Raw genomic sequence first — 12934 nt, 5'->3', positions numbered from 1 at the left:
CCGCTCTGCCGCCACGCGTACGTGCCCCGTCCCGGGCCCCACCCTGAGCTTGCCGAGGGCGGGGAGGACGGGGTCCTTTCCCAGGAGGTCCCGTGTCCTTGCCGCTCCCCGAAGGCCCCCTGACCCCCCACGGCGGCACCTTCCGCGCCGACCGTCCGGCTCCCGACCGCAACCTGGCCATGGAGCTGGTCCGCGTCACGGAGGCGGCGGCCATGGCCGCGGGCCGGTGGGTCGGGCGCGGGGACAAGAACGGCGGGGACGGCGCCGCGGTCGACGCGATGCGCGCGCTCATCGGCACGGTCAGCATGAAGGGCGTCGTCGTGATCGGCGAGGGCGAGAAGGACGAGGCGCCCATGCTCTACAACGGCGAGCAGGTCGGTGACGGCAACGGTCCGGAGTGCGACGTCGCGGTCGACCCGATCGACGGCACGACGCTCATGGCCAAGGGCATGCCCAACGCCATCGCGGTCATGGCGGTCGCCGACCGCGGGGCCATGTACGACCCGTCGGCCGTCTTCTACATGGAGAAGCTCGCCACCGGCCCGGCCGCCGCCGACGTCGTCGACATCACCGTCCCGGTCGCGGAGAACATCCGCCGGGTGGCCGAGGCCAAGCGCATCTCGACCGAGGACGTCACCGTCTGCATCCTCGACCGCCCGCGGCACGAGCAGCTGGTGCACGAGGTGCGCGAGGCCGGCGCCCGGATCAAGTTCATCACCGACGGCGACGTCGCCGGTGCGATCGCCGCCGCCCGGGAGGGCACCGGCGTCGACCTGCTGCTGGGCATCGGCGGCACCCCGGAGGGGATCATCGCCGCCTGCGCGCTCAAGTGCATGGGTGGTGCGCTGCAGGGCCGGCTGTGGCCCAAGGACGACGAGGAGCGGGACAAGGCCGTCGCGGCCGGTCACGACCTCGACCGGGTGCTGCACATCGACGACCTGGTCCGCGGTGACGTCTTCTTCGTCGCGACCGGCATCACCGACGGCGAGCTGCTGCGCGGCGTGCAGTACCGGGCCGGTGGCTGCACCACGCAGTCGCTGGTCATGCGCTCCCGCTCGGGCACCATCCGCTCCATCGACAGCCTGCACTCGCTGGCCAAGCTGCGCGCGTACTCCGCGGTGCCGTTCGACCGGGAGAACTGACGAAGGACCCCGTCCCCCCTCACCGCTCGCGAGCTCGCGGCGGGCCTCTGGCCCCGGCCGGGCCCGGGTCCGGCCGGGGTCAGACCGGCGGGCGGGGCGGGAGCGGAGGCGGCGGGGGCAGGTGCCGTTGGGCGAGGCGGTCCATGACCGCCCGCCAGCGGCTCGGCGACTCCCCCGGCGCCAGGCTGCGCAGCTTGAGATCGCCGAACACCGTCCGCGCCCGGACGACGACGCGCGGGGTGCCGGCCAGCCGGGGCACCGGCGCGAGCTGGGTCCTCTTGTCGCCGAACACCGTCCAGCCGGAGATCTCGGCGTCGACGCCCTCGGCGACGATCACGTCGACGTCCCCGAACACGGTGCCGAGCACCAGCTCGACCCGGTCGGCGTCGGTGCGCAGGTTCCGCCGGTCCAGGCGGATGTCGCCGAAGACCGTCGAGACGTCCCGCGGCACGTCGGCGGTGCCCTCCAGCTTGATGTCGCCGAACACCGCCGTCATCGACTCGGGGACGCGGGTGCCCACGATCTCCACCGGCGGCGGCGCGTCCGGTGGCAGGTCGGCGACGAACCTCCCCAGCTCCGCGGTCGTGACGGCGGCGTAGACGCCCTCCACCCGCTCGCCGAACTCGTGCAGGTCGATCCGGCCCTCGGCCAGGGCCTTCTGCAGCCGGGTGACGAGGACCTCGCGGTCGGCGTCGGAGGCGCGCACGGCGGGGGCGGGGTCGGGGACGGCGTCCGGGCTCGTGCTCACGGGCCCCGACGCTAGTGGACCGCCCGGCTCGCGGGGACCGTCGTCAGGCCGGGTACAGGTCTGTGCACGCGGTGTCGCTCGGCTCGTTGCGGCCGCCACAGGTGAGCCCGTACTCGCCGTAGGGCCGCAGCGCCGGATCGGTCTCGTCGAGCGTGGCCAGCCGGAGGATGTCGCAGTAGGCCATGATCCCGGCCTCGCAGCCGTCGGCCACCTGCTGGACGTCCTCGTCGCCGATCCCGGTCGGGGCCGGCTGGGCCGGCGGCAGGCCGGCCGGGATGCCACCGGCCGCCCCCTCGGCGTAGCGGCCCACGCAGCCGCCCGGGTCGGGTTCGTTGCGGCCACCGCAGGTCTCGGCGTAGGCCTCGTACGCCGAGTCGATCCCGCTCTCCAGGTAGAGGGTGTCGCAGGCGGTCCAGTCGCCCTCGGAGCACTGCTGGGCCAGGGCGTCGAGCGCCGGGTCGTCGCCGAGGGTGCCCGGCGGCCGACCGGCCGGCACGTCCGGTCCACCGGAGGGCTCCGGTGCGGGCGCCGGCGCCGGGACCGGCCGGCTGGGGGTCGCGGTCCGGCGCGGGGGCCCGGTCGGCGCGGACTCCGACGGCGAGGCGGAGGGCTCCGTCGTCCGCGACGAGGGGCCGGAGCCGTCGTCGCGCAGGAGGAAGAACAGCCCCACGGCGACGGCGGCGAGGACCACGACGCCGGCGACGACCGCGGCGAGGACCGCGGTCCGCCGGCTGCGGCCGGGAGGGGGCGGCCCGTACGGCGGCTGGCCGTAGGGCACCTGCCCGTAGGGCGGCCCCCCGTACGGCGGCTGCCGGCCGTAGCCCGGCGGCGGTCCGTAGGGCGGTTGGCCGTACCCGGGCGGCGGTCCGTGTCCCGGGCCGTACCCCTGGGGCGCTCCGTACCCCTGGGGCGCTCCGTACCCCGGGTGCGCGCCGTACCCCGGGGGCGCGCCGTAGCCCGGTGGCGGGCCGTACCCCGGTGGCTGCTGACCGGCCTGCGGCGGGCCGAACCGCCGGGTGTCCTGCCGTTCCGCAACCGGGGGCGGCGGCACGTCCCCGGGCCTGATCTGCTGCGTCGTCCCGCCGTCCCCGCCGAGCCGCTGCGTCGTCGTGTCGTCCGGACCGGACGGGGCGAGCTGCTGGGTCTCCTCGTCGTCCGGGCCCCGGCGGCCGGGCTGTCCGCCCGGCGGCTCGGGGGCGCCGGGCGGCGGGTTCGACGGCGGCTGGGACATGGCGGTCCTCGGGTCCAGAGGGAGGCCGGACGGCCGGTCGGCATGCTAGGGGCCACCCGCCGCCGCGACCAGGACCGTCGTCCCCGTGCGGGCGGCAGGGACGGCGTCCGTCCCGAGCGGCCCGCGCGAGCCCTCTAGGGTCGCGGGCGGAGCACTGATCCGACACACCACGAACCGGGAGCGCAGCGTGGCCCCACAGCAGGACGGCGCAGGGCAGGACGAGTACCGCATCGAGCACGACTCCATGGGCGAGGTGCGGGTCCCCGCCTGGGCGAAGTGGCGGGCGCAGACCCAGCGCGCCGTCGAGAACTTCCCGATCTCCGGCACGCCCATCGAGCGCGAGCTGATCGGCGCCCTCGCCGCCATCAAGGGCGCGGCCGCCGCGGTCAACGCCTCGCTGGGCGTGCTCCCGCAGGAGGTCGCCGACGCGATCGGCACCGCCGCCGGCGCGGTGGCCCAGGGCGACTGGGACCAGCACTTCCCCATCGACGTCTTCCAGACCGGCTCCGGGACGTCGAGCAACATGAACACCAACGAGGTCATCGCCACCCTCGCCACCGAGGCGCTGGGCTCGTCGGTGCACCCGAACGACCACGTCAACGCCTCGCAGTCGTCCAACGACGTCTTCCCGTCGGCGATCCACGTGGCCGCGACGAAGGCGATCGTCCGCGACCTCATCCCGGCGCTGCGGCACCTCGAGGCCTCCCTCGCCCGCAAGGAAGCGGAGTTCGCCGAGGTCGTCAAGAGCGGCCGCACCCACCTGATGGACGCCACCCCGGTCACCCTCGGCCAGGAGTTCGGCGGGTACGCCGCGGCGGTCCGCTACGGGGTCGAGCGGCTGGAGGCCTCCCTCCCCCGCGTCGGCGAGCTGCCGCTGGGCGGCACCGCGGTCGGCACCGGCATCAACACCCCGCCCGGCTTCGCCGCGGCGATCATCGACCGGCTCGCCGCCGACCTGGACCTGCCGCTCTCCGAGGCCCGCAACCACTTCGAGGCGCAGAGCTCGCGCGACGCCCTGGTGGAGGCCTCGGGTCAGTTCAAGACCATCGCCGTCGGCCTGGTGAAGATCGCCAACGACCTGCGGTGGATGGGCTCGGGGCCGCGCACCGGGCTCGGCGAGATCTTCCTGCCCGACCTGCAGCCGGGCAGCTCGATCATGCCGGGCAAGGTCAACCCGGTGATCCCCGAGGCGGTCATCCAGGTCGGCGCCCAGGTGATCGGCAACGACGCCGCGGTGACCTACGCCGGCACCACCGGTGTCTTCGAGCTCAACGTGACCCTGCCGCTCATGGCGCGCAACGTGCTGGAGTCGATCCGCCTGCTGGCCAACGTCAGCCGGCTGCTCGCCGACCGCTGCGTCGACGGGATCGTCGCCAACGTCGATCAGTGCCGGGCCTACGCCGAGTCCTCGCCGTCGATCGTGACGCCGCTGAACAAGTACATCGGCTACGAGGAGGCCGCCAAGGTCGCCAAGCAGTCGCTGGCCGAGCAGAAGACGATCCGACAGGTGGTCGTGGAGCGCGGCTACGTGGAGCAGGGCAAGCTCACCGAGGCCCAGCTCGACGAGGCGCTCGACGTCCTGTCGATGACCCACCCCTGAGCCGCACCGGCCGGTCGCGGGCCCCCGCGACCGGCCGGGCGGGGGCGGTCCGCGTCGGGGTGCCGGGGCTGTTCGACGACACCATGCGGGCGTACCTGCTCGCCGCCGTCCTCCGGCGCCTCGACGCCCCGTTCCGGGTCCCCGAGACGGGCCGCCGGCCGGTGTTCGCCGACGGCGTCCTCGACCGGCTGGAACGGCTGGTCGCCTCGCCACTGTGGTCGGCCCCGGACGCCGCGGGCACGGGACAGGGGCACGGCGCGACGCCGGCCGTCCCCTCCTCCGCCTGACCGCCCCGAGACCGGCAGGTGCCCTACGGACCGGTATTGAGTAGCGTGCGCATCTGATGAGCGAGACAGCGAGCGCACCCGCCGGCACCGCCGACGTATCCCTGCGCTATCCCGGTGGAGACCTGCCCCTTCCCGTCGTCCCCGCGACGGAGGGCGCGGACGGCATCGACACGAGCAAGCTCCTGGCCACGACCGGCCAGGTCGCTCTCGACATCGGCTTCGTCAACACGGCGTCGTGCACCTCGGCGATCACCTACATCGACGGTGACGCCGGGATCCTGCGCTACCGCGGTTACCCGATCGACCAGCTGGCCGGCAAGGCCAGCTTCCTGGAGACCAGCTACCTGCTGATCTACGGGGAGCTGCCCAACGCCCAGCAGCTGGCCGACTTCGACTGCCGGCTGCGGCGGCACACCCTCCTGCACGAGGACCTCAAGCAGTTCTTCAAGGGCTTCCCCCGCGACGCGCACCCCATGCCGGTGCTGTCCTCGGCGGTCAGCGCCCTGTCGACCTTCTACCAGGACTCCCTGGACCCGTTCGACGACGAGCAGGTCGAGATCTCGACGCTGCGGCTGCTGGCCAAGCTGCCCACGATCGCCGCCTACGCGTACAAGAAGTCCGTCGGGCAGCCGTTCCTGTACCCCGACAACTCGCTGGGGCTGACGGAGAACTTCCTCCGGATGACCTTCGGGTTCCCCGCCGAGCCCTACGAGGTCGACCCCGAGCTCGCCGCGGCACTGGACATGCTCTTCGTGCTGCACGCCGACCACGAGCAGAACTGCTCGACGTCGACGGTGCGCCTGGTCGGCTCCTCGAACGCCAACCTCTTCGCCTCGGTGTCGGCCGGCATCAACGCCCTGTTCGGTCCGCTGCACGGCGGGGCCAACCAGTCGGTGCTGGAGATGCTCGAGTCCATCCAGCGCGAGGGCGGCGACATCAACCGCTTCGTGCAGCGGGTGAAGGACAAGGAGCCCGGCGTCAAGCTGATGGGCTTCGGGCACCGGGTCTACAAGAACTACGACCCGCGCGCGGCGATCGTGAAGAAGACCGCCGATGCTGTGCTGGACAAGCTCGGTGGGGACAACCAGCTGCTCGACCTGGCCCGCCAGCTGGAGGAGATCGCGCTCAGCGACGACTACTTCATCCAGCGCAAGCTCTACCCGAACGTCGACTTCTACACCGGGCTGATCTACCGGGCGATGGGCTTCCCGACGCGGATGTTCACCGTGCTGTTCGCCCTCGGCCGGCTGCCCGGCTGGATCGCCCAGTGGCGCGAGATGATCGCCGACCCGTCCACCAAGATCGGTCGCCCGCGCCAGGTGTACACCGGCGAGACCGAGCGGGCGTTCGTGGACATCGCCGACCGCTGAGAACCGGCCTCCGAGGTCCCGTCGTCCACCCGGGCGACGGGACCTCGGCGTCTCGGGCAGCATGAACACCGTCCAGCCGCGCCTCCCGGGGAGGAGTCCCATGGCCGAGTCCTCGCCCGAGGACGACCTGACCCTCCCGCCCGTCCCCCTGGCCACCGGTGAGGTGGTCCGCCTCGACGGCGCCGACCGCCGCGTCGCGCAGGTCGAGCTGGTCGTCTCCACCGAGGACGGCGGCGAGCTGCGCATCCCCCTCGAGCACCACCACGGCGGCTGGTGGCCCCCCGCCAAGCGCACCCCCGCCGGTCGCTGACCGCTACGCCGATCGGGTGCCACCCGCGATCCACCCTCCCCCGGAGGGGTGACGCCGGCGCCCGGAGCCCTCCGGGCACCCGCCGCGTCCGTCGATACGACGGCCGAGAGCTCCGCTGCACATCGCGGAGCCGGCCACGTACGACGAGGACGCCGGGGGATCCGCAGTGCCCGCACCGCGCACGAGGGGCTCCCGTCCCGGCGGCACGCCGGCCGAACGCCAGGCGGCGCTGGTCGCCGCCGCCCGCCAGGCCGCCCTCCGCCAGGCCACCGCCCGCCAGGCTGCCCTCCGCCAGGCCACCCGGACCGGCGGCCCGCGCGCCACCGCCGGCACGACCCCCGCCACCACGACGACTCCCGCCGGCCGGGCCCCCGCCACTCGTCCTCGCCCCGCAGCGGCCTCGGCGCGTCCCGCGCTCACTCCCGAGCAGGTCCGGGCGTTGCGGGCGACGCTCGCCGCCCGGGCCGACGGCTCCACTCCCCCAGCCGGCCGGCCGGGTGCCGCCCGGCGGCGTCCCCCGGCCCGGAAGGTTCGCTCCCGCGCGAGGTCGCGGTCGCGGCGGGGCACCGGCCGCGCGCGGCCCGACGGCGCCCCCGCCGGTCGTCGCCACTGGCAGGTGCGGGTGTCGCTGGCCGCCCTCGGTCTCGTGCTGCCGGTCCTCGCCGGCCTGCTGGCCCCGGGGACGCAGGCTCCCGGCAGCGCGGCCGAACCCACCGACAGCACCAGCCTGGCGCTGGCCGCGCAGGGCACGATGCTCGACGGCGCGAACCACTACCGGGCGCTGCAGCAGGACCTCGCCGCCCGCCGGGCCGAGCTGCAGCAGGCGCAGGACGCCGAGCGCGCCGCCCGCGACGCCGTGGCCACCGCCCGCACCGACGTCGGGGCCCGCGCCGCGGCGCTCTACCGGACCTCTCCCGAGGCGCGGCACCCCCTCCTCACGTTGAGCGTGCGGCACCCGGCCGCCACCGCCGACGTGCTGCGCGAGGCGGCGCTGGCGGAGCTCTCCGGGCGGGACCTGGAGCGGGTCGTCGTCCGGGCCGACCGTGCCGCGGCGGCCCTGGCGATCGCGGTCGAGCGGGTGGCCACCGCGCAGGCCGCCGTCGCCACCGTGGAGCGGCAGGCCGCGGCCGTCCTCGCGGACGTGCGGGCGCACAGCGGCGGGCTGCGCACCGACGTCACCGCCCAGCTGGCCGCACTCGGCACCGTGCCGTCGGCGGGCGCGCAGCAGGAGACCAACGAGCAGGCGCTGCGCCGCTGGCAGGACCACCTGGGGGCGCTGGCCGCGGCCGGCATCACGCCGCCGCCGGCGGCCGCCCTGGCCGACCCGGCGGCGCTGCCGCCCGGCTTCTCCCCCGCCCTCGACGGCGCCGGCCAGCCGGTCCCCGGTGTGGCGTGGGCCGTCGTCGGCAGCCGGCCGGTGACCGTGCTGCCGGCCGAGACCGTGGCGGCCGTCAGCAGCGCGCTGGCCCAGCTCGGCAAGCCGTACGTGCCCGGCGGCGCCGGTCCGGACGGCTACGACTGCGGCGGGCTGGCCGCCGGCGCGTGGCTGCTGGCGGGGTACGCGCTGCCCACCGGCTCTCCCGAGCAGTGGACCCGGGGGGCGGCCGTCCCGCTGTCCCAGCTCCAGGTCGGCGACCTCGTCTTCGCAGACGGCGGGACGGACGTCGGGGTCTACCTCGGCGAGGGGCAGGTCGTCGCCGCCTCGGCCGCGACCTACCAGGTCGGCGTGCGGACGCTGTCCGACGCCACCGGCGCGGTGCGGGCCACCCTGCCCGGCCCGGCCGAGCCGAACCCGGCCCTGCCGGCCGGTACCGCGGGCCGGGGCGCGTGCGGCGCGCCCCCGACGCCCGTGGGCCCGGTCAGCCCCGCGTGGGGTGGCTGGTCGAACGGGAGGATCCCGGCGGGCACGCTCTGCACGATCGCCCGCGGGCACTCCCTGCGGTGCGACGCCGCCGCCGGTTACACGGCGATGGCCACCGCCTTCGAGGCGGCCTTCGGCCGCGCGCTGTGCATCACCGACTCCTACCGGTCCCACGCCGCCCAGGTGACGGCGTTCCGCGCCAAGCCGGCCCTGGCCGCCGTGCCCGGGACGTCGAACCACGGGTGGGCGCTGGCGGTCGACCTGTGCGGCGGGATCAACGTCGCCGGGACGGCGCAGAACACGTGGATGGCGGAGAACGCGGGGCGCTTCGGGTTCGTCCAGCCGGAGTGGGCCCGGCCCGGTGGCGAGAAGCCCGAGCCCTGGCACTGGGAGTTCGGCCTGCTCAGCTGAACGGGAGCCGGCCGACGACCCGACCCGGTCGGCCGCGTCCAGAGGTTCGCCGCGAGCCCGCGAGCGGTGAGGGGACGAGGTCCTTCTACAGCCAGCGGAGCCGGGCGAGCTGCTGCCACGGCAGGCGCACGCACGCCTCGCCGGTCTCCCCGGCGAGGCGGGCGGCGACACCCGCGCCGGCACACGCCACCGCGGAGCTCGGGGTGACGACCACGTGGGGGTCGGCCACCTCCAGGCCCGCCGCGGCGATCCGGTCGAGCAGGCGCTCGGGGCGCACCAGCACCGCTGAGGCCAGCAGCGGCACCTCCGGGTGGGACCACAGCGCCACCGGTCCCTCGACCCGCAGCTCGCCGGCGACCGCCGCGGACCGGTGGGCGGCGTCCGCCCGCACCCGGTGCACCTCGCGCGGGCCGAGTCCGGCCGACGGCGTCCAGGGCAGGGCGGTCCGCCCCCGGCGGACGACGACCCGCCAGCCGATCGCGGTCTGCCTCCGGTCGGTCCAGTCCAGGACGGCGATCCCGGCCTCGGCCGCGGCGGTGTCCGGCACGGGCCGCGACTCGACCCAGGCGGCGAGCGCCGCGGCCAGGGAGTCCGGCCCGGGGGCGACACGGGCGTCGGTCATGTCCTCGGCGAGGTCGCGCAGCGGCACCCGCTGGCGCCGCTCGCCCTCCACGACCACGAGCACCGGGCCGTCGACCCGGTCCTCGACGAGGGTGATCCGCAGCCGCGGCGTCCGGAGCTGCGGCACGGCGTCGGCCACCGCCCGTCGCAGGTCGGCCACGGTCACCGGCACGGGGCGCAGCCGCTGCAGCAGGCCGGAGCCCCCGCCCGGACCGGTGGTCACACGCGGCCCCGGCCGAGCGCGGTCCGCACGGGCGGCGGGAGGGCGGGCAGGTCCAGGACGCTGGCGAGCTCGCGCGCGGACAGCCGCACCGGGAGGACGTCGGCGCCCCAGCCGGTCACCCGCCGCACGCGGGCGGCCGACGCCGGCCAGACGGCGTCGCGCGCGGCCGCCACGTGCAGCTCGGTCAGGACGTCGGCGAGGTGCACCGCCGCGACCGGGTGCACGCTGGAGTCCTCCAGCGCCCGGCGCACGACGGCGGCCAGCTGCTCGCGGTCGGTGGCGGCCAGCCAGTGCGGCAGGAGCACGTCAGGGGTGGGCTCTCCCGCGGCGAGGGCGCTCATCGGGCGCCGTCCCGCCCCGGCACGGTCCCACCGTCGCGGCGGGGACCCGTGCGTTCCATCACGAAGGAGATATCGGCAGGCCGGCGGCGCATTCGACCCGTCCCCCGCCCCTTTTCTCCCGACGGAACGGATCAGTCCGCGAGCTCGGCGAGCCGCTGCTTGAGGCTGCGCTCGACGCGGTCGGCGTGGACGTTCATGTTCCGCACCGACGTGCCCAGGTCGGCCGACAGCTGCGTCTTGGTCCTGCCACCCCAGGTGGTCAGGTACCAGGTGGCCCAGCCGAGCACGTTGGGCTGGCCGGCCCGCTGGTCCGGCCGCGCGGTCGGGTCCGGGGCGCAGGCGGCGGTCAGCGCGTGCGACAGCAGCGTCTGCTCCGCCTCGCCCATGATCTCGTCGGGCGCCTCGCTGGTGTCGGGCAGCATGATCTCGGTGCCCTCGGGCCCGCCGTCCAGCGACTGCAGGTTGCGCAGCCCGTTCAGGGTCGCCACCGTCTGCGAGTTGCGCCGCAGCGTCGCGACGCTCTGCCCCATGTAGGCGGCCAGCTCCTTCTCGCTCGGCTTGCGCTGGTGCTCGGCGGTGAAGGCCGCGATCGCCTTCTGCTGCTTGTTCTCCGTGTCGGCGGCGGTGCGGCCGTGGGCGTTGCGGCCCAGGTCGTGCACCCACTTCGACAGCTGCGTGGCGAGGAACGCCCCGAACGGCACGCCCTTGGTCTCGTCGTACTGCCCGACCGCCTTGAGGATCCACTCGCTCACCTGCTGGGTGAGGTCGTCGGGGTCGGGCAGGTGCAGCCGCAGGGTGCTCATGTTCCGCTGCAGCCGCTTGAGGCTCACCGGCAGGTAGTGGCGGCACAGCTCGTCGAGGTAGGCCGGCGGCAGGTCGCGGGCGGCCCGTCGCCGCACGTCGGTCTCCGCCCGCAGGCCCACCGTCGTGCAGCCGCGCCCGGCGCACCAGGCCCGCACCCAGTCGGCCAGCACCTGCGCCGAGCCGCACGCGCCGTCCACCCGGTAGAGGCCGTCGCCCTGGTCATAGCTGACGGTGACGCCGTCCGGCAGCTCGCGCCGGAACTCCTCCAGGGGCAGCTCGCGGTCGACCCGGAAGTGCACCCGGTCGCGCGGGGTGATCGGGGCGAGGGCCCAGCCCTCGGCCTCGGGGAGGCCGCCGAAGACGAGGGGTGCGCGGCCGCGCGCCGCGGCGGGGACGTCGGACGAGGTGGGGATGCGGTCGGACACCGGGACTCCTGGGCGACTGTGTGGGGAAGACGTGGCCGCGCCGGGCACCACGCAGGGCGCCCGGGGAGGGTTCAGGCCGGGATCTGCTCGGCCGGCAGGGGCTGGCGCGGGGCGGGGACGGCGGCGGGCGTGGCCGACCCCGACTCCAGGCGGCTCATCAGGTCGGCCGCGGCGGCCCGCTCGGCCCCGCTCGGCTCGACGGTGTAGACGGGCATGTGGTCGTACAGCGTCGTGAAGATGGCGCTCACGAAGGCGTACGCCGCCTGCGCCTCGGGCGAGAACCGGGCGACCGCGGCGCGCGGGCCGAGCTCCACGCCGACGGTGACGCGGACGACGCGGTCGTCCTTGCTCAGCCCCGTGAGGTCGAAGGAGACGTCGGGGTGGACCCCGGCCAGCTCGGCCAGCGCCGCCAGGCAGCGCCGGGTCGACCCGCGACGCGGCCGCAGCTGGACGTGCACGACCACGGTGTCGGACTCGGTGCCGAGGTCGCCGGCGTCGATGCCGGTCGCGGTGACTGCGCTCTGTTGCATGGTGATCGCCCCCTGTGACGTGCTTGGGGCAACTCTCGCGCATGCAACGCCAAGAGGCAGCACAACACTCGCTGTGCCGAACGCAGTTGTCGGGCCTTCTCTTCGGCAGGTCTTGCCCGTGTCGGTGGCGGATCGGAACCGGCCGATGCGGTGCTCGGCAGGTCTCGCCAGCTGCGGGGGGTCATCCCCCGGTCAGATCTGTCAGCCGGCGGCGTCCTCCGCGGCCCTCCCGCGACCCGCGGGCGTGCCCGCCGGGGCCTCGGGTGCCTCCGTCGCGGCGCCGTCGGGAGCCGACTCGGGCGCGCCGACCGCCGCGGGGGCGAACGCGGCGAGCGCGCCGAGCGTGTCGGCGGTGACCTGGGCCGCGAGCAGGTTGGCCTCGGCGATCTGCCGGTAGACCTCCTCGCGGTGGATGGTCACCTCCCGCGGGGCCTTGAACCCCAGGCGCACCGTGCCGCCACGGACCTCGACGACGTGCACCTCGATGTCGTCGCCGATGCGGATGGTCTCGCCGACGCTGCGGGTGAGAGTGAGCATGGGTACCCCTCCATGGGTGTGTGTGGGAGCCGTCCTTGGCGGTGGTGCCGGGCGGGACCGCCGGGCGCCGTCCGGGCCCCGGGCGGTGCGCCGCCCTCCTCAGTTATCGGCGCAGGGGACGCCGGATCGGATGGGTGGAGTCCGGCAGGACCACCTGGGTGGCCCGCCAGTTCGCCGGGTTGACCACGATCGGGGCCCGCAGGTTCGCCGTGGCCGCCGCCGGCCCCTCGGCCGGGACCGTCACGAGGCAGTACACGCGGGCCTCCGTCGGGTCGGCGAGCTCCAGGTCGGCGCGCACCGACCGGGGCAGCACCGGCGCGTACCCCGGGAAGTACATGCCCGGGTCGATGGCGAGGAACCGCGGCCCCTCGGGCGCCATCGACTGCAGCCAGAACAGCCGGCCGTCGCCGTCCGCCGTGACCAGCACGTAGTCACGGTGCCCCGGGAAGCCGGGCAGCGCCTCGGTGAGCGACAGCAGGGGGAGCGTCGCCAC

The 12934-nt window shown here is 75.5% G+C and carries 14 protein-coding genes; 6 read left to right on the top strand and 8 right to left on the bottom strand.

Annotated features, from left to right (window positions below; translation table 11 throughout):
* Positions 1-92 precede the first annotated feature (92 nt).
* Positions 93-1142, top strand: a complete 1050-nt coding sequence (gene glpX, locus ACI78Q_RS02535; RefSeq protein ID WP_456921744.1) for a class II fructose-bisphosphatase — start codon at positions 93-95, stop codon at positions 1140-1142.
* 79 nt (positions 1143-1221) lie between these two features.
* Here the strand turns inward: glpX and ACI78Q_RS02530 are convergent, their stop codons facing one another.
* The gene (locus tag ACI78Q_RS02530; RefSeq protein ID WP_456921743.1) at positions 1222-1890 is read right to left on the bottom strand and encodes a DUF1707 domain-containing protein; all 669 of its coding nucleotides are present in this window, start codon (positions 1888-1890) and stop codon (positions 1222-1224) included.
* A 43-nt stretch (positions 1891-1933) separates the two neighbouring features.
* Positions 1934-3121 carry a hypothetical protein gene (locus ACI78Q_RS02525; protein WP_456921742.1) on the bottom strand — a complete coding sequence of 396 codons (1188 nt, stop codon included), beginning with the start codon at positions 3119-3121 and terminating at the stop codon, positions 1934-1936.
* 187 nt (positions 3122-3308) lie between these two features.
* Between ACI78Q_RS02525 and ACI78Q_RS02520 the strand changes: the two genes are divergently transcribed.
* The 5 genes from ACI78Q_RS02520 (at position 3309) to ACI78Q_RS02500 (ending at position 8960) form a co-directional block, all read left to right on the top strand.
* Entirely contained in the window at positions 3309-4721 is a 1413-nt protein-coding gene (locus ACI78Q_RS02520) for a class II fumarate hydratase (protein ID WP_456921741.1), read from the top strand.
* Positions 4722-4780: 59 nt separating this feature from the next.
* Positions 4781-5008: a hypothetical protein gene (locus tag ACI78Q_RS02515; protein ID WP_456921740.1), complete on the top strand. Its 228-nt coding sequence runs from the start codon at positions 4781-4783 to the stop codon at positions 5006-5008.
* Between the two features lie 56 nt (positions 5009-5064).
* Positions 5065-6378, top strand: a complete 1314-nt coding sequence (locus ACI78Q_RS02510) for a citrate synthase (protein ID WP_456921739.1) — start codon at positions 5065-5067, stop codon at positions 6376-6378.
* 100 nt (positions 6379-6478) lie between these two features.
* The gene (locus ACI78Q_RS02505; protein ID WP_456921738.1) at positions 6479-6688 is read left to right on the top strand and encodes a hypothetical protein; all 210 of its coding nucleotides are present in this window, start codon (positions 6479-6481) and stop codon (positions 6686-6688) included.
* A 622-nt stretch (positions 6689-7310) separates the two neighbouring features.
* Complete coding sequence (locus ACI78Q_RS02500) at positions 7311-8960, top strand: NlpC/P60 family protein (RefSeq protein WP_456921737.1); 1650 nt, start codon at positions 7311-7313, stop codon at positions 8958-8960.
* A gap of 85 nt (positions 8961-9045) precedes the next feature.
* Here ACI78Q_RS02500 and ACI78Q_RS02495 read toward each other — a convergent pair whose 3' ends face one another.
* The 6 genes from ACI78Q_RS02495 to fliW all read right to left on the bottom strand — a co-directional run bounded on the left by ACI78Q_RS02495 (position 9046) and on the right by fliW (position 12934).
* Positions 9046-9804 carry a hypothetical protein gene (locus ACI78Q_RS02495; RefSeq protein ID WP_456921736.1) on the bottom strand — a complete coding sequence of 253 codons (759 nt, stop codon included), beginning with the start codon at positions 9802-9804 and terminating at the stop codon, positions 9046-9048.
* Positions 9801-10145, bottom strand: a complete 345-nt coding sequence (locus ACI78Q_RS02490) for a hypothetical protein (protein WP_456921735.1) — start codon at positions 10143-10145, stop codon at positions 9801-9803. The genes ACI78Q_RS02495 and ACI78Q_RS02490 overlap by 4 nt, the downstream gene beginning before the upstream one ends.
* A gap of 131 nt (positions 10146-10276) precedes the next feature.
* Entirely contained in the window at positions 10277-11374 is a 1098-nt protein-coding gene (locus ACI78Q_RS02485) for a flagellar biosynthesis protein FliA (protein ID WP_456921734.1), read from the bottom strand.
* Positions 11375-11445: 71 nt separating this feature from the next.
* Entirely contained in the window at positions 11446-11904 is a 459-nt protein-coding gene (locus ACI78Q_RS02480) for a hypothetical protein (protein ID WP_456921733.1), read from the bottom strand.
* 201 nt (positions 11905-12105) lie between these two features.
* Positions 12106-12441 carry a carbon storage regulator CsrA gene (csrA, locus tag ACI78Q_RS02475; RefSeq protein WP_456921732.1) on the bottom strand — a complete coding sequence of 112 codons (336 nt, stop codon included), beginning with the start codon at positions 12439-12441 and terminating at the stop codon, positions 12106-12108.
* 103 nt (positions 12442-12544) lie between these two features.
* A complete protein-coding gene (gene fliW, locus ACI78Q_RS02470) occupies positions 12545-12934 on the bottom strand; it encodes a flagellar assembly protein FliW (RefSeq protein ID WP_456921731.1) in 390 nt (129 codons plus the stop codon).

This window comes from Geodermatophilus sp. SYSU D00705 (assembly GCF_054050135.1).
Note: the sequence above shows the minus strand (reverse complement) of the source record. Positions and strands in the feature narration are given on the sequence as shown.

Bases quoted from the DNA above. Each gene is read 5' to 3' on its own strand.
- ACI78Q_RS02525 (WP_456921742.1), bottom strand. From the start codon at position 3,121: ATGTCCCAGCCGCCGTCGAACCCGCCGCCCGGCGCCCCCGAGCCGCCG.
- ACI78Q_RS02510 (WP_456921739.1), top strand. From the start codon at position 5,065: ATGAGCGAGACAGCGAGCGCACCCGCCGGCACCGCCGACGTATCCCTG.
- ACI78Q_RS02505 (WP_456921738.1), top strand. From the start codon at position 6,479: ATGGCCGAGTCCTCGCCCGAGGACGACCTGACCCTCCCGCCCGTCCCC.
- ACI78Q_RS02490 (WP_456921735.1), bottom strand. From the start codon at position 10,145: ATGAGCGCCCTCGCCGCGGGAGAGCCCACCCCTGACGTGCTCCTGCCG.
- ACI78Q_RS02480 (WP_456921733.1), bottom strand. From the start codon at position 11,904: ATGCAACAGAGCGCAGTCACCGCGACCGGCATCGACGCCGGCGACCTC.
- csrA (WP_456921732.1), bottom strand. From the start codon at position 12,441: ATGCTCACTCTCACCCGCAGCGTCGGCGAGACCATCCGCATCGGCGAC.